11 protein-coding genes are annotated in these 16,474 nt (G+C 42.9%); 10 read left to right on the top strand and 1 reads right to left on the bottom strand.

Annotation, left to right across the window (positions count from 1 at the left end):
• Nucleotides 1-30: 30 nt before the first annotated feature.
• From FG28_RS20340 to FG28_RS19605, 7 genes are all read left to right on the top strand, one after another.
• Nucleotides 31-1,314, top strand: a complete 1,284-nt coding sequence (locus tag FG28_RS20340) for a DUF4380 domain-containing protein (RefSeq protein WP_197062638.1) — start codon at nucleotides 31-33, stop codon at nucleotides 1,312-1,314.
• Nucleotides 1,315-1,337: 23 nt separating this feature from the next.
• Nucleotides 1,338-3,245, top strand: a complete 1,908-nt coding sequence (locus FG28_RS19630) for an SMP-30/gluconolactonase/LRE family protein (protein WP_036386924.1) — start codon at nucleotides 1,338-1,340, stop codon at nucleotides 3,243-3,245.
• A gap of 60 nt (nucleotides 3,246-3,305) precedes the next feature.
• The gene (locus FG28_RS19625; RefSeq protein ID WP_036385815.1) at nucleotides 3,306-6,410 is read left to right on the top strand and encodes a glycoside hydrolase family 2 protein; all 3,105 of its coding nucleotides are present in this window, start codon (nucleotides 3,306-3,308) and stop codon (nucleotides 6,408-6,410) included.
• A 5-nt stretch (nucleotides 6,411-6,415) separates the two neighbouring features.
• Nucleotides 6,416-7,885 carry a hypothetical protein gene (locus FG28_RS19620; protein WP_036385813.1) on the top strand — a complete coding sequence of 490 codons (1,470 nt, stop codon included), beginning with the start codon at nucleotides 6,416-6,418 and terminating at the stop codon, nucleotides 7,883-7,885.
• Between the two features lie 193 nt (nucleotides 7,886-8,078).
• Entirely contained in the window at nucleotides 8,079-8,744 is a 666-nt protein-coding gene (locus FG28_RS19615) for a bifunctional 4-hydroxy-2-oxoglutarate aldolase/2-dehydro-3-deoxy-phosphogluconate aldolase (protein ID WP_036385811.1), read from the top strand.
• A gap of 23 nt (nucleotides 8,745-8,767) precedes the next feature.
• Nucleotides 8,768-9,889, top strand: a complete 1,122-nt coding sequence (locus FG28_RS19610) for a bile acid:sodium symporter family protein (protein WP_036385809.1) — start codon at nucleotides 8,768-8,770, stop codon at nucleotides 9,887-9,889.
• Nucleotides 9,890-9,986: 97 nt separating this feature from the next.
• Nucleotides 9,987-11,027 (top strand): sugar kinase, encoded by a 1,041-nt coding sequence (locus tag FG28_RS19605; RefSeq protein WP_036385807.1) that lies wholly within the window; start codon nucleotides 9,987-9,989, stop codon nucleotides 11,025-11,027.
• A gap of 521 nt (nucleotides 11,028-11,548) precedes the next feature.
• On the opposite strand, the gene FG28_RS19600 is transcribed toward FG28_RS19605, so the two are convergent.
• Complete coding sequence (locus tag FG28_RS19600; protein ID WP_231562659.1) at nucleotides 11,549-12,466, bottom strand: AraC family transcriptional regulator; 918 nt, start codon at nucleotides 12,464-12,466, stop codon at nucleotides 11,549-11,551.
• A gap of 151 nt (nucleotides 12,467-12,617) precedes the next feature.
• Between FG28_RS19600 and FG28_RS19595 the strand changes: the two genes are divergently transcribed.
• The 3 genes from FG28_RS19595 to FG28_RS19585 all read left to right on the top strand — a co-directional run bounded on the left by FG28_RS19595 (nucleotide 12,618) and on the right by FG28_RS19585 (nucleotide 15,954).
• Nucleotides 12,618-13,091, top strand: coding sequence for a cupin domain-containing protein (locus tag FG28_RS19595; RefSeq protein ID WP_036385805.1), 474 nt, complete (start codon nucleotides 12,618-12,620; stop codon nucleotides 13,089-13,091).
• A 120-nt stretch (nucleotides 13,092-13,211) separates the two neighbouring features.
• A complete protein-coding gene (locus FG28_RS19590; RefSeq protein ID WP_036385803.1) occupies nucleotides 13,212-13,673 on the top strand; it encodes a (2Fe-2S)-binding protein in 462 nt (153 codons plus the stop codon).
• Nucleotides 13,674-13,692: 19 nt separating this feature from the next.
• Nucleotides 13,693-15,954 (top strand): xanthine dehydrogenase family protein molybdopterin-binding subunit, encoded by a 2,262-nt coding sequence (locus FG28_RS19585; protein ID WP_036385801.1) that lies wholly within the window; start codon nucleotides 13,693-13,695, stop codon nucleotides 15,952-15,954.
• Nucleotides 15,955-16,474 lie beyond the last annotated feature (520 nt).

Here is a 16,474-nt window from a genome sequence, read left to right as displayed (position 1 = left end):
ATGTACAAAAATGACAAACCAAAGAGTAAAATGAATAGCAATAGGTACTTTCTATGTTGTTTGCTGATAGGCCTCTTCCACGGGGGATATGCCCAAGACAGGATTTCCAAACTTGAAAACAACCAGTTTAAATTGAAGGTTTCGGACCTTGAAATGGAAATAGACGCAAACAGTGGGGCCAAGATTACTTCTTTTAAGATAGGAGGTCAGGAAACCATTGCTGGAAAAGAAATTCACCCTTTTTTCTATGGCTCAACATTATGGTTGGCTCCAGAAGGAAAATGGAAAGGTCATGGCTCATTGGATCGTGGTGTTTATATGGAGAAATCCAAAAGTTCCGATGTTTTGAGCTTGGTCAGTGAAGCGGATACCGAGAGAGGTTTTCAATTCACAAAGAAGTTCATGGGCAATCCAGATACTTCTATAACCATCAAGTATTCCATTAAAAACATAGCTGAAACATCACAGGAGGTTGCTGCTTGGGAGGTTACCCGAGTTCCCACTGGAGGGCTGGCATTTATGCCCAAAAGAAACGAAACTGATCTGCCAAGACCCAACAACGTATATCCACTTCCCACCACTCAAGATAAAATCGGAATGATTTGGTATCCCTATGATTCTGATACAAGTTCACCCCAAAAATTATTTATGGAAGGTGGAGCGGGATGGATGGCTTATGTGAAGGATGGCATTCTGTTCGCTAAGAGCTTTCCTGTTGTGAGCAAGGATGAATTTGCCCCTGGAGAGTCAAACATCGAACTCTATGTGAATAAAGAAAAGACCTATGCAGAATTGGAAAATCAAGGGCCCTATGAAAATCTTGAAAGTGGGGAGTCCTTGACCTATGAGGTAAAGTGGTATGCACGGGAATTGCCTTCACACATAAAAGCGGAAGTGGGCAATCCAGATTTACGGAACTATGTTGAAAAAATGCTAAAAATAACCATGGCTGATAAAGAGAAGAACCTTGAAGAGGCTACGGCATTGTTGATTCATGCCATGCTTGAACCAGATGCTGATGTTTTGGGTGGACTATTTTCAGATCAGCTTAGCTATGGACATTCGGGCGGCCTCATAGAAAATAAAGAACAGATTATCTATGGATTGACCCAAGGACCTTTTCATTTTGAAACAATCGAAATTAAAGACCAAACAGTCCAAATTCTTGATGACGTTGGTATTGTGAGGCATTTTTTAACAACAAATTACACTAACAATGGGGAGACTGGAACACTGAAATTTGGAATCCTTCTTGTATGGCGTATAGAAAATGGAAAATGGAAATTATTGGCGAGACAAGCTGCAAAACTTTAAAACCTAAACAAAAGATGAAAACTATGAAAAAAACATTTTGGGCATTATGCCTCCTCTTAATAATCTCGGCCTGTAAAACCGAAAAAAAGCCGGACTGGGCAGGTGTCAATGAACAGGTAATTACTGAATATGAGGTTACAGGGCGCACCCGAACAGATGTTCCAAATACTGGCATAATATCAAACCTAGAAGATGCCAAGGTGACTAATGTGAAAAATTTGGAGAAGGTTACACTTGAAATAGGTGTTACGGCGAAGATATATTGGGGAATGGGAGCCCTTATGGCACTCATTGATATGGAACCGGATACTAGAATGCCAATTAGGACAATAGAGGGTGAACGTTTTCTTTTCGTATTGGAAGGTGAAGTGGAAGAGATAATAGATGGGGAGCCTCATACTCTTATAGCACGACCTAGAGAGGAACCTGGTCCATTGAAGGGTAGTGCTCCCAAACATGAATTCGTTTATCTTCAGAATGGTGCACAAAGTTCAGTTAAAGCCGGGACCGATGGGGCCAAAATTCTTGAGGTGTATAGTCCTGTACCCTCTTTTTATCTTAAGGCAGTAGGATACAAAGGGGACATCCCTACACCTATTTCCATCGATGGTTTCCCAGTGGAACCCAATGTGGACCCCGGTGTCATTATGAACCTTGATGAACTTCAATATGCTGAGTTGGTTCCTGGGGCCAATTCCAGGATTATATCTGGGAATGGTGTTCAAATGAGTTTTTTGCGTATGAACCCCAATACCGTTTTTGCACGACATATTCACCCAGAGGAGCAAACCATGTTGGCTTTTAGGGGATGGATAGATGAAATCATTTTGGACACTATTGTACAAATGAAGGATGGTGATATTGTAAACCTACCTCCAAATTTGGTACATGGTGGAAATCTTGGCCCTTACGGATGTGATGCAATGGATGTCTTTTTCCCTCCTAGAACAGATTATGATGCCAATAATAAGGCAAGGCTGGAAGGCTATCACAGCATAGTTCCTGAGGGCGCTAAGGCAGAATTATTGATCAACGGCTCGGAATCCGAACCAACGCTTGTGTTTACCGAAGGACCTGCTTGGCAGAACGGCAAGCTATACTTTTCGAACATGTATTTTGATGAAAACTTCAATGGAGACCCCAAGAAAAGTAGCCTCGTGGAAATGGACCCAGATGGTTCCTATCGAAATATCGTTCAGAATAAGATGCAGACCAATGGAATCACCGCTTTGGAGGATGGAACCTTGGCCGTATGTGATATGTTTGGTCACCGTGTACTCAAAATGGATACAAAGGGAAATATCCTAAAAGTTCTAGCCAATCGATATGATGGCAAACCACTTGATGGTCCCAATGATTTAGTAGTGGACAGTAAAGGAGGCATATACTTTACGGACCCACAATTCACGGCCGACGCTGTTAAAAACCAACCGGGTAGAACTGCATATTACCTCAGTCCTGATGGTAATTTGACAAGGCTTTTGGAACCTGACTCCTTTGCCATGCCCAATGGAATTGCGTTAAGTCCTGATGGTAAAACCTTGTACATCAACAATACGTATGATGATCGTGAATCATGGAATGTGAACAGTGATAAAGAGAATTTTATCTGGGCGTATGATGTTCAGGAAGATGGTACTATTACCAATGGGCGAAAATTTGCAGAGCTCTATCTAACAGGTGATGTCCTGGATAAGCTTGAAAAATCATCAGGAGCCGATGGAATGAAGGTGGATGCCAAAGGCAATCTTTATGTGGCCACTTTTGCAGGGGTACAACTTTTCAATAATAAAGGGGAATTCCAGGGCATAATTTATGTGCCGGATTATCCAGTGAACCTAGCTTTTGGTGGACCTGATATGAAAACGCTTTATATCACTTCCCTCAGTAAGATATATAGCATTCCTACTAAAATTGGAGCACCAAAATAAGGTGCCCTAAACAGAAGTCCGATTGTATACGCGGTATCAATAATAAATTGAACAGACATTATGGGTTTTTTAAAAAAATTGAATGAGGTCAAGTTTTTTGTCCTTGTAATGGTAATGGCGTTTTATGGCGTCAGCGCTATTGGGCAAAATGGAAGATGGGAGAGAGAGTTGTCCAACGCTCCCTGGAAATTGTGGCTCGATCACGGTGCCTTATGGTATAATGATGAGGTTTACCTTCCCCCAGTGGACATTTCTAAATTGCCGGTCAACCCTCCTACGGGTGGCTGGGATAAACTGCATGGAAATCCAGCGGCCATTGAGACCAATGTTCCCGGAACAGTGGAAGAACACTATTGGGGTGAAATTGGAGGAGTAGTTCCTGATACCGGGGGTGATTTTATTGGAGTTTCCTGGTGGAGTCGAACTTTTGACTTGGATGCTTCGCTGAAAGGCAAACGTATTCTTTTGGCCTTCCAATCGGTCAATCTCAGGGCAGAGGTATTTGTAAATGGAAAGTTGGTGGGATATGATGTCATCGGGAATACCCCTTTTGATGTTGATGCCACTGAAGCAGTTGTTTTCGGAGGTAAGAACTATCTCGATATTAGGATTACCGATCCGGTAGGAAGTTTTTCCTGGAATGACAATACCTTGATGCGTTGGGGAGACAATTTAGTTCCCGCCGTGCATGGTTTTGGGGGAATCACGGGCGATGTGATGCTCAAAGCCTTGGATAAGAACATAACCATCAGCGATATCTACGTTCAAAACCAGCCGAACCCCAAAAAGGTAAAGGTGATTACCACTGTGGAAAATTGGTCTGGAACGCCCCAAAAGGGGCAGTTGAAAGTTTCGCTGCACGAAATGGGGAATCCCAATGCAGAAGTATGGGGTAAGACAATCAATACTGAACTAAACTCAGAATCCAATACGTTCGAGGTTTCTGCAACCGTATCCCAAGCCAAACTTTGGGAACTCACCATTAACAAACCAGAGACTGAGCGGCATGCTCAACTTTATGAGGCTACCGTCTCTTTTATTGATGGGAATAAGATAGTGGATAACCAAAGTCAACGCTTTGGCTTCCGCTGGTTTGATGTAAAGGAAAAGAATGGTGATAAACGATTTTATTTAAATGGGAAAAGGGTCTTCATGCTTGCCGCGATGACACGTGGATTTTGGCCCAAGAATGGTATTTTTCCCACCCCAGAAATGGCAGAAAGGGATAAAGACGCCCTATATGATTTTGGACTTAATACGATGTTGATGCATAGAGCCATTGGACAGCCTTTGGTTTTTGATTATGCAGATGAGGCCGGACTTTTCACCTATGAAGAGCCCGGAGGGTATCGGGTAACTGCCAATCGCTGGGACAGTATTGCAGGTCCGGACGAACAAGCCTATAAATGGCGAAGCGAAAAATTGCGCCGAATGGTCATTAGAGACCGTTCCTTTCCTTCCATGGTGATTTACAATCTGAAAAATGAAGAAACCAATCCCCCCAATGAAGAAGATGTGAAGGATATGGAGATGGTCCACGAGTTGGATCCTTCCAGAGTGCTTACCTATAACAGTGGGAGCGACATAGGCAAATCTGGAGACGAATATTATCGGAACAAGCCTAACGACCCCTTCGAACTTCATGCACTGCCCTTTAAACCAGGACTCATCTATGGGGGTTGGTGGGACCAACACCATTGGTATTCTTATTCGGGCTATACTGATGACATGTACCGTAACCCCAAATTCTATTTAAGGGGTGTAATCAATGCTGCAAGGGTACCCTTGGCCAAGGACTCCTTATATCAGTTGAACAAGAAAAAGGTAATTTTCTTTGGTGAGGAAGGCGCTTTTGGAACCATGGTACGGCTACAGAAGATTAAAGAAGAAATAGAAGAGACCAGCAGTACGGGATTTAGGGAGCGAGAGCACTTGGATTGGTATGAGCATTATGATCGCTTTTTGGACGAAACCGGATTTAGAACGGCCTATCCCAATGTGGATAGTCTTACCATGAGTTTGGGAAGGAATCTACATTACTTCCATGGTCGAAACATTGAGAATGTAAGAATGGGCAATATTGCTGATGCCTATAATATGAACGGATGGGCCTCCGCATCAACCCGCACGGATGTAGTGGATATGTATCGAAACCCTACCGCTGATCCATCCATCATAAGGCACTACACCCAACCCCTTTATGTAGCAGTTAAGTTAAGGAACAAGGTCATCCCAACGGGAAAGGCCCCCATTGCGGACATTTATCTCATCAATGAGAAAAACCTTCGGGGACGGCATAATTTAGAACTCACTTTAACGGATATACAGGGCAATACCTTGTTTGAAAAAAACTATTCGGTAAGTGTAAAGGGAGGGGAAGAATTTGGCCAGATGTTGGTTGAAAGTGTTCAGTTGCCACCCATAGACAAGCCTGGGCATTATGTTCTCAATGCTAGCCTGAATTCCAATGGGCAGGCAAAAGCCACTGGATTTGACAAAATATTTTCAGTTGAACTTGATAGTGGGACTTCTTTGAAAGGTTCCATCGCGGTATTGGAAAATGATGGCACAGTGAGCGATTTTCTCAGCCAGTATATGAATAAAGAAACCACTTCATTTGTCAAAGGTGCTCCCCAAACAGATGTTTTGATTATAGGAAATCAGCCTGAAGAAGGCATTGCACCGGAATTGTTGCAAGACATTTTGGACAGGGTGGAAAATGGAATGTCCCTTATTGTACTTACTCAAGCGGATAAGGTTGCCGAACAAATTGACGCTAGACTAAAAAGAGTCCCCAAATTCTATGATGGTGAAGGCATCAAAAGATGGGGTGGTTCTGGCCGACTTTTTACAGGGTTGAGCCCAGTACTCACAGGACTTCCCCAAGGTGAAAGTATGAGTTGGGAATACCAATGCTTCTATAAAGGTGCACATATGGGCGATTATGCCCAAGTTCAAGGCATCATGCTCGACTATTTAGGCTTAGATCTTATTGTTGCATTGGGCAATCAAGGGTCCAAACAGATTTTGACCGCCTTGGGTCGTATACCCTTGGGGAAGGGGAATGTCACCATTTCAACATTACATTTAATTCCGCACCTTTCAAGTAAGGAGCCAAATGCGGTGGTAGCCAAGAAAGTATTGGTCAATCTTTTAAAATACTAACACCTATGAGTATATCCAAAGCTATTGATCTGATCAAACCATTGATGCTGAAGTGTTTTTTAGTAGTGTTGATACTATTTCATCTTGCGAATGCATTTGCCCAAGAAAGGCCCGAACATGCCCGTAACCTATATTGGCGCGCTCCGGATGTCATTAAAGAGACACTCCCTGAAATGAGGAGCGCAGCGTACTGGGTCAACCAAATGGATGCGCCAGATAAAGTAATTCTTTCTGTGGAATCCATACAAAAAATGAACAATGGTTATCAGAAACGGATGAAGCTGTGGGAAACGGACTTGGACAGTCTTTCAGCTCGAAGGATAGGATGGCAGATGCGAAGCAGACCTGGATTATTGCCCTATATTCCCAACTTAGGTAAAATGTCTCCAGAAGAACTGACCCAATTGACCAAGAATGCCATTGAAAAACAGATGGTTTACTTGGAAAGGGGAAGTTTTGGAAATCGACTTGCTGTGGAATACAGTCAAGCAGAGTTGGAATCTTTCAAGGCTGAGATGGCCTTGTCCCAAGTGCTGGAAGAAGCAAATCCAAAATCAGGCATAACAGTCTCCAAAACGCTTCTCAGGATAATTCCCTCGTTGCGAGATGAGAATATTGGTATGTCAAACAATGGTAAGGCCCGTTGGGATATGTGGAATTTGGATGTTCTGTCCTTGGGTGAAAAAGTTCAGGTCATACATTCATCGGCTTCCAAAGGATTTCTTTTGGTTGTATCAGAAAAGGGGATTGGATGGGTCCGGTCAGAGCAAATCGCTCTTGGTGAGGAAAGTGAAATCAATAGTCTGGTAAAGTCCGAAGATTTCCTGGTAGTAACTGGGGAAAGCGTTCCGTTTTATTCCGATAAAGAAGGTTCCTTGGTTTCTGGATGGATGGGGATGTCTACTCAAATGGCTTACAAAAAGGGGAATCCGAGTATTGTTTTGGTGCCGACCAGAAAAATAGATGGCACTTTGGTCATTCAAGAAGCTTGGCTGAAGGAACAAGCAGATGTCTCCGTAGGTTACTTGCCCTATACCAAAAAGAATATCATCACGCAAGCAACAAAACTTTTGGATTTGGTCTATGATTGGACAGGAGGTTGGTACGGTCGAAACCATACCACTATTCTTGCAGATCTATTTGGTTGTTTTGGTTTCAAATTTCCTTCCAATGGGGTATTGCTTTCAATGTTTGCCCCAGAACCGCATACCATATCACCGGAAGCGGGAAAAGAGGCACAAATGAGTGCCATTGGGTCCCATGATGCGTTTACCACTATTCAAGTCAGTAATAGTGGGCACAGCCAGCTTTTCGTTGGAACCTATAACAATATACCCATAGTGTTTGATACCCATGGATATGGTTATGCGGAAGAGAATGGAGATGAGTTTGAGATAAGAAGAAGTGTTATTGGAACGGTAGAGATTCCTGACTACATGCTAAAGCAGGAGATGACATTTATCGAATTAAAGTGATAAAGTCATAGTCGAGTCCACACTCATACCAAAAGTTCATTTTAAAAAATAGCGATAATCAAGTTTGTTAGTCCAGTTTGTTAGTTAGTGAAAGGGTGTATCCAAAAAGTGGGCACCCTTTTTCATACATAAAACGAACGGACACTAAAGTGAGGTAGTTATTAAACTATCCATAAAAATTGAAATTAATACTATGGCAAAATATACAAGATTGGAAGTGGCTTCGGCCATGCACGAAACTGGATTGGTGCCCCTTTTCTTTCATCAGGACCCGGAACTGGCAAAAAAAGTTCTCAAGGCCTGTTATGATGGAGGAGCACGTTTATTGGAGTTTACCAGTAGAGGCGATTTTGCCCACAATGTTTTTGAGCAGCTCAACCAATATGCCCTAAAAGAACTTCCCGGGATGATTCTTGGTGTTGGCTCAGTGACCGACGCTGCCGCTGCATCCCTGTATATGCAACTGGGAGCCAACTTTGTGGTGACCCCTGTATTGAGAGAGGATATTGCGTTGGTTTGCAATCGGAGAAAAGTTCTTTGGTCGCCAGGCTGTGGGTCGTTGACAGAAATCGCTAGGGCAGAGGAATTGGGTTGCGAGATCGTAAAACTTTTCCCAGGTGATATCTATGGTCCTGCTTTTGTTAAGGCCATAAAAGGGCCATGTCCATGGACCAGCATTATGCCCACTGGTGGAGTGTCCCCAACAGAGGAAAATCTTAAATCCTGGTTCCAAGCAGGAGTAACATGTGTTGGTATGGGTTCTAAATTGATATCCAAAGAAATCTTGGCCACTGGCGATTTTGACAGCTTGGCCGCGAAGGTAAAAGAAACCCTTGACCTTATTCAAAAATTGAAATAATCGAGCACAAAGAATTTAATAGTATGAAAAAACTAAACAAATATACCGTAGCATTCGGTTTGGCTGCCCTGCTTTTTTTGATTTGCCTTGTAATGCTGTTTTTGGGCAAAACTTCAGAAATGGGACCGCTCTTCATAGGGTTCTTTGCGGCCTTGGCATTCGGTTTCAGTGGGTATAAAGTTCTTAAAGGTTACATATTCACGGCAATGATTTTTGTTGGTGTCTCGTTGGCCATGTTCTATCCCAATTACTTTATTGAAATAGCAGGCTTTAAACTTACAGGCCTTATTATACCACTCATTCAGATCATTATGTTTGGTATGGGGACTTCAATGAGTCTAAAAGATTTTGCAGCGGTGGTAAAAACGCCGAGAGGAGTAATAGTTGGGGTCATTGCACAATTGGCAATCATGCCCATTGTTGGATTTATTCTGGCCAATGTTAGTGGATTGCCTCCTGAGATAGCTGCGGGGATAGTACTCATAGGTTGTTCCCCAAGCGGAGTGGCTTCCAACGTAATGGCATATCTGGCGAATGCCAATCTGGCCTTGTCCATTACCATTACATCCATAGCCACACTTATTGCTCCCTTTGTTACCCCGTTGTTGATGAAGTTTTTAGCTGGGGAGTTTGTTGAAATTGATGTACTTACAATGATGTGGAGCATTGTTAAAATGATTATACTGCCCATTGGATTGGGGCTGCTGTTCAATAGACTTTTGGGAAAAAGGACTCAATGGCTTGATAAAGCAATGCCCTTGGTTTCAATGGCTGGTATTGGGCTGATAATTGTTGTGATTACCGCTGCTGGTAGGGATAGCCTGTTGGACATTGGCGGTATTTTGATCGCCCTTGTACTGATCCATAATCTTTTTGGATATTTTCTTGGATATGGATTTGCCCGCTTGGTCAAAATGCCGGAAAGGGATGCGAGAACAATCGCCATTGAAGTGGGCATGCAAAATGGCGGATTGGCATCAGGAATTGCCAATTCTCTTGGAAAGATTGCCACCATGGGACTGGCCCCGGCCGTTTTTGGACCTCTGATGAACATTACCGGCTCCATTTTGGCTTCGTACTGGCATAAAAAGCCGATACCTACGGAAGATTTTGGTGCGATTGCAGATAATAGTAAGATTGAATAGTTTATTAGTTTGAAAAGGGCACGCAAAAATTAGTAGCGTAGGTAGCGTGCCCTTTTGTTTAAATAAAGTGAATTAAAAAAATAAAAGCTCTTTACAAATGAAGAAAGTAGTCACCTTTGGTGAAATTATGTTACGGTTGGCCCCGAGAGGATTTAAACGTTTCTCACAGGCAACCAGTTTTGAGGTCATTTATGGTGGAGGAGAATCCAACGTTGCAGTATCCTTGGCCAATTATGGAATCCCGGTTGATTTTGTGACCCGATTGCCCAAAAACGATATTGGCGAATGTGCCCTAATGGAAATGCGAAAACGAAATGTGGGAACGGATCACATTGTTTTTGGGGGAGACCGATTGGGCATTTATTTTTTGGAAACCGGAGCGGTGAGCCGGGGCAGTAAGGTAGTTTACGACAGGGCCCATTCCGCTATGTCCGAGATTAAACCGGGAATGGTGGATTGGAAGAAAGCGTTTGATGGAGCCGATTGGTTCCATTGGACGGGTATCACACCCGCAATCTCACAAGGAGCGGCCGATGCTTGTCTGGAAGCCGTTGAAGTTGCAGATAAGATGGGACTTACCATATCAACAGACTTAAATTACAGGGCCAAACTTTGGAAATATGGAAAGGAACCGGAAGAGATAATGACCCAATTGGTTTCGCATTGCGATGTTATTCTGGGCAATGAAGAAGATGCCCAAAAGCATTTTGGGATTCATCCCGAGGGGTTGGATGTACATAAGTCAGGTCATGATGTGACTGCAGAGGCCTTTCTTTCGGTATGTCAGCAAATGATGAAAAAGTTCCCAAATGCAAAAAAAGTTATTACTACCCTTAGAGGCTCCATTAGTGCTTCCCACAATACATGGGCAGGAGTAATGTATGATGGCAATACAATGTATAAATCCCCTACCTATCAAATAACCCATATTGTTGACCGTGTTGGTGGTGGTGATAGCTTTATGGGAGGTCTCATCTATGGTCTTAAAACTTGGCCAAATGATAATCAAAAAGCACTGGAATTTGCTGTAGCGGCTTCATGTCTTAAGCACACCATACAGGGAGATGCCAATCTTGTAACTGTAGATGAAGTTATGAAATTGCTTTCTGGGGACGCATCTGGAAGGGTGGCTCGATGACAATATATACGTTGCAAGTTGAATTATTTTTACTATTACATTCTTTCAAACATCAAAAAAATTAGCAATGAAAACTTTTTAAAACTATATTTTTGCTTCTGAAGATGCTACTTTCTTATCGCGAATTTGAAAAACAATACACTTAGACTATTTCTCTAATAATTCTTTATACTGATTTACCATTTTGGACAATTAAAAACCATTTAAAACTTCATAGTTCATTGCCAAGAGAGAGATATTATTGTTAACTTGATTTTTTGTGATAATAGCTTTGATGAAAGCCTTTTACACAATAAAATAATCCAGCTAAAGAATTTTTGTATAAATTTGGTATGCAAAATATCACTAATTTTTGCCTCTGATTGTACTGTTTTAATTACAGTTTAGAGTTCGGTTAATCAAGTCTTTATATTGGTGTAAAATATTGATTGTTAGGAGTTGTGAGAACTACTTTCTTCCAGTTATCCCGAAAAAAAGCACTAGTTTTATAGTGCCTTTTTTTTATTACAGGTTAACCCTTCTCAATTCAACATCCTGAATTCATTGGGTGTGTAGCCTACTTTTTTCTTAAACAAGCGACTAAAATGTTGGGGATGTTTGAAACCCAATTCATAGGCAATCTCACTAATGGATTTATGGGGGTCAAAGATTTTGTCCTTTGCAATCTCAATTAATTTATATCGTATAAATTCCATTGCACTCTTTCCCGTCTCTTTCTTTACCAAATCACCAAAATAGTTCGGGGATAGATGCTGTTCTTCCGCAAAATAACTTACGGATGGCACCCCTTCCTTTTTGGCCTTACCTGAAAGTATGTAGGCATTCAAAGAAGTTTCGAACTGCTCAACGACACCAATATTGGCCGAATCACGGGTTATAAACTGTCGGTCGTAAAACCGGGTACAATAGTTCAGGAACAATTCAATGTTGGAGATTATAACTGTTTTGCTGTGCTTGTCGATGTTCTGTGAAAGCTCATTGGAGATTTTATCGAAGCAATCAAGTACTATTTGTCTTTCTTTTAGGGATAGGTGAAGTGCCTCATGTAACTCATAGGAAAAGAAGGAATACCGCTCCATGATATTACCCAGATGGGTACCACGAATCAATTCCGGATGGAAAAGCAGCGCATGGCCCGAAGGCTTTATGCTCGTATCCAAATTTGAAATATCCACCACTTGGCCCGGACCAAGGAATACCAGCGTGCCGTCCTGATAATCATAGTTCTGTCGACCATACCTCAATACGCAATTTTGGCCCTGTTTTAGGAATGCGGCATAAAAGTGGTACCGTACTGCACCTGCCTTTTTGTCCACAGACCATTCGCCCTCATTAAGATTGATGGCACTGACCAAAGGATGCAGTGCCGAAAGATTAAGTCCAGAGCAATAATCGTTTACCGTAAATAAATCCACAATATCATTCATACCATTACTCATTTTGATAAAGTTAATATTTGCATCCGGAATAAATAATATAAATAAATGCAAATCCGTAATTCGGGTTGGTGATTCCGTAGTGTGGGTAAGTCATTTATTCTGTGGGCTTTGTAGCTTTGTGAAAATCGTTTGAACGTAAAAGAAATACACTATGAAAAATTCAGTTTTCACCCTATTAATTTTAGCCCCTCTATCATTATTTGCACAAAGTTCCAATTATGATGTTTCCTCTTATTTAACAGAGGGCACAAAGGCACCAAACACGCATTATATTGGAGAGGCTTGGTTAAATGGCATAATTCACGATGATACAGAATTGGGCTATAACATATCAAAAGCAACTTTCAAGGCTAATTCTACATTGGATTGGCATAAACATTCATCACCACAAGTCCTGATCTATGTTGACGGTGCAGGATATTATCAGGAAAGAGGAAAAGACCCTGTCATATTAAAAGCTGGCGATGTTGTTAAATGTGAAAAAAACGTAGAACATTGGCACTCTTCCACGAAGGAAAGCGATGTTACTTATCTGGCTCTGTATGGAGGCGAGACACCAACAACTTGGACCGAAGTTCTTACCCAAGAATATTATGATAGCGTAGCAAAAAAGCTAAATAAATAATGGTTGTCAGAGCCCATAGCTTATAACTTATTAGATTTAACAAAACTGTCTAAAAGGATGATGGGTATTGACATGTGACTCCAATATAAATTCCTTAACTTCAAGAAAATAATTAAGATTATGGCAAATTTCACACTTAGCATCAACGGAGAAACCCATCAGGTGGACGTTGATCCATCCACCCCAATGCTCTGGGTATTGCGAGACCATCTGAACTTGGTGGGGACCAAATACGGCTGTGGTATTGCTCAATGTGGTGCCTGTACGGTCCATTTGGATGGTACGGCGACCAGATCTTGCATGTTGACGGTTTCCATGGTCGGCAATTCTGAAATCAGCACCATCGAAGGTTTATCGGAAAATGGGGACCATCCTGTACAGAAGGCATGGTTGGAAGTGGATGTGCCCCAATGTGGGTATTGTCAGGCCGGACAGATCATGACGGCTTCGGCACTATTGCAGAAGAACCCTAACCCCAGTGATGAGGAGATCGAAATGGCCATGAACGGGAACATCTGTCGTTGCGGGACCTATATAAGGATCAAGAAAGCAGTGAAACTGGCTGCGGAAAGTAACACATAGACCATTAAAGGACAATAAGATGAGTGTAATGAAAACGCATATAGGGAGAAGGGCTTTTATCAGGAACACCAGTTTGGCCAGTGGTGGGCTGGTTCTTGGCTTTAGTCTATTGAATGCCTGCAAACCAAAGGACGTAGAGACCATGGCGGCCTTGGAAATGCCCAAGGAATGGTTTGAGATGAATGCTTTCCTAAAAATAGGGGATAATGGGGTAGTGACCATTATGTCTCCGAACCCAGAGTTTGGTCAAGGCGTGATCACCTCCATGCCCATGATCGTGGCCGATGAACTGGATGTGGATTGGAAAAATGTTTTGGTCGAGCAGGCCAATTTCGATCAAGAGGAATATGGATGGCAGTTCACGGGAGGTAGTCAGGGTATTAGACGTCGTTGGGAAGGCCTGCGTATGGCCGGGGCAACGGCAAAGCAAATGTTGGTGGCCGCAGCAGCGGAGACCTGGCAGGTTCCGGCATCTGAGATTACCGTTGCAAATGGAGTGCTGAGCCATATAGGATCGGAGAGGTCCGCAGGGTATGGGGAGATGGCTTCAAAGGCGTCAAAGTTGGAGATCCCTGAAGAAGTTACCTTGAAGGAAGTGAAGGATTTTACCATTATCGGGACTTCCCAAAAAAGTGTGGAAAACCAGAAAATTGTCACTGGAAAACCTTTGTTCGGATTGGATTATCAGTTTGATGGGGCCCTTGTGGCCATGGTGGTCCATCCACCTGCCTTTGGACTCCAATTAAAATCTTTTGATGGGTCGCGGGTCGAGTCCATGCCGGGCATCACAAATGTTTTTAAGATAAAGACCTTGGAAGAGGATTTTACCAGGGGCTATTTTGATACCAATGCCTTTACGGATGTGGTCGCCATTGTAGGTAAGAGCACTTGGGAAGTGATGAATGCCAAAAAACAATTGGACGTGCAATGGGAAACCATAGCAGATTCCATGCACAAAATGGACCGTTTTGGCACCCAAGTGGACGTGGAGGTTCCTAGTGGACTTGAAAGTACGGAGGACCATTATGCCCAGATGAATGAAATGGCCACCAGATCGGGTACGACCACCCGGAAGGATGGATATCCCGAGGGGGTATTTGCCTCAGCGGCAAAAACGCTGGAGCGCTCGTACACCTGTCCATTTTTGGCGCACAATTGCATGGAGCCCATGAACTTTTTTGCCCATGTGACCGAGGATATGGCCAAATTGGCCGGCCCATTGCAGGCACCTGTATTGACCGCTCCGACCGTGGCCGCTAGGTTGGGTATGCCCGTTGAGAATATTGAGATAGAGCTTACCCGAATGGGTGGTGGATTTGGGAGACGTGCCTATGGCCATTATGCCGTGGAGGCGGCCCTGATATCCAAAGAGGCGCAGGCTCCGGTGAAGTTGGTCTATACGCGGGAGGATGATATGACCTGTGGTATTTACCGACCTTCCTATCAGGCTACCTATAAGGCGGCTTTGGATGAAAATAACAATCTGGTCGCCTTTCAGGTCAAAGCAGGTGGTATACCCGAAACACCACTTTTTGCCAATCGGTTCCCGGCAGGTGCCGTGGATAATTATTTGGCCCAACAATGGGAAATCAACTCTAACATTACTATAGGAGCCTTTAGGGCACCACGCTCCAATTTCATGGCAGGTGTGGAACAGGCCTTTTTGGACGAGGTGGCAGAATTGGCAGGGAAGGACCCCATTGAATTTCGATTGGAGCTTTTACAGCGCGCCAAGGACAATCCGGTAGGGGAGAACAATGAGTATGATCCCGAACGTCTGGCGGGAGTATTGCAGTTGGTACGGGAAAAGTCCAATTGGTCCCAAGTACCATCGGGAACCCATAGAGGCGTATCCGCTTATTTCTGTCACAACAGTTATGCTGCCCATGTGGTCGATGTGGTGATGGACGGGGATACACCCAAAGTTGAGAAAGTGGTCTGTGCCATAGACTGTGGTATCGTGATCAATCCGGATGCCGCTGCGAACATGGCCGAAGGTGCCATTGTGGACGGTGTGGGAAATGCGATGTACGGGGAGCTTACCTTTAAGGACGGTAGCCCACAACAAAAGAATTTTGATAACTATAAAATGATACGACATGCCGAGGCACCAAAACATATTGAGGTCCATTTTGTGAAAAACGAGGTAGATCCCACAGGGATGGGGGAACCTCCGTTCCCTCCAGTATTTGGAGCTTTGTCAAATGCTATCTATAAGGCTACGGGCAGAAGGCGTTATAGACAACCATTTGCTACGGACAGGCCTCCTTTGGTCGGATAAGATTTTGGATTTCCGTACTACATTGATAATGGTAACAAAAAAACTTAGGATCATGCTACCCATACCTTATGCTATATTCTAAAAATTATATTAATTTTTACCTAGCAAAGCATCCATAAGTTTTGCCTCTGAATGTGCTGTTTTATAGACAGTTTAGAGTTTGGTTAATCAGTTTTGGAACACAGTATTAAGTGTTGACTGTAAGGTAGTTGAAAATGCTACTTTCTTCCAGTCATCCCGGCAAAAGAAAAGCTGAACAATTGTTCAGCTTTTTTGTTTGACCCCATTCCTATACAGGTTTAAACAAAGTTCTGGCAGTTGAATAGGTTGAAGTCGACTTTACATATACCTCGTATACTTAAGTAATTATAGGTAGGTTAGGAAATATTGCAACAAGAAGCCGAGTTTCACGCGTTTTTGACAGTATTGTTTCTTAATAATCAATCCCGGACAATTTGCCAGCAGCCATTAACCTGTCTTCTTAAAATTCTATGGAAAATAATATAAACTGGTTTTTAGA

This window comes from Muricauda sp. MAR_2010_75, assembly GCF_000745185.1.
Classification (GTDB): Bacteria; Bacteroidota; Bacteroidia; order Flavobacteriales; family Flavobacteriaceae; genus Flagellimonas.
Note: the sequence above shows the minus strand (reverse complement) of the source record. Positions and strands in the feature narration are given on the sequence as shown.

Bases quoted from the DNA above. Each gene is read 5' to 3' on its own strand.
- FG28_RS20340 (WP_197062638.1), top strand. From the start codon at position 31: ATGAATAGCAATAGGTACTTTCTATGTTGTTTGCTGATAGGCCTCTTC.
- FG28_RS19630 (WP_036386924.1), top strand. From the start codon at position 1,338: ATGAAAAAAACATTTTGGGCATTATGCCTCCTCTTAATAATCTCGGCC.
- FG28_RS19625 (WP_036385815.1), top strand. From the start codon at position 3,306: ATGGGTTTTTTAAAAAAATTGAATGAGGTCAAGTTTTTTGTCCTTGTA.
- FG28_RS19620 (WP_036385813.1), top strand. From the start codon at position 6,416: ATGAGTATATCCAAAGCTATTGATCTGATCAAACCATTGATGCTGAAG.
- FG28_RS19615 (WP_036385811.1), top strand. From the start codon at position 8,079: ATGGCAAAATATACAAGATTGGAAGTGGCTTCGGCCATGCACGAAACT.
- FG28_RS19610 (WP_036385809.1), top strand. From the start codon at position 8,768: ATGAAAAAACTAAACAAATATACCGTAGCATTCGGTTTGGCTGCCCTG.
- FG28_RS19605 (WP_036385807.1), top strand. From the start codon at position 9,987: ATGAAGAAAGTAGTCACCTTTGGTGAAATTATGTTACGGTTGGCCCCG.
- FG28_RS19600 (WP_231562659.1), bottom strand. From the start codon at position 12,466: ATGAGTAATGGTATGAATGATATTGTGGATTTATTTACGGTAAACGAT.
- FG28_RS19595 (WP_036385805.1), top strand. From the start codon at position 12,618: ATGAAAAATTCAGTTTTCACCCTATTAATTTTAGCCCCTCTATCATTA.
- FG28_RS19590 (WP_036385803.1), top strand. From the start codon at position 13,212: ATGGCAAATTTCACACTTAGCATCAACGGAGAAACCCATCAGGTGGAC.
- FG28_RS19585 (WP_036385801.1), top strand. From the start codon at position 13,693: ATGAGTGTAATGAAAACGCATATAGGGAGAAGGGCTTTTATCAGGAAC.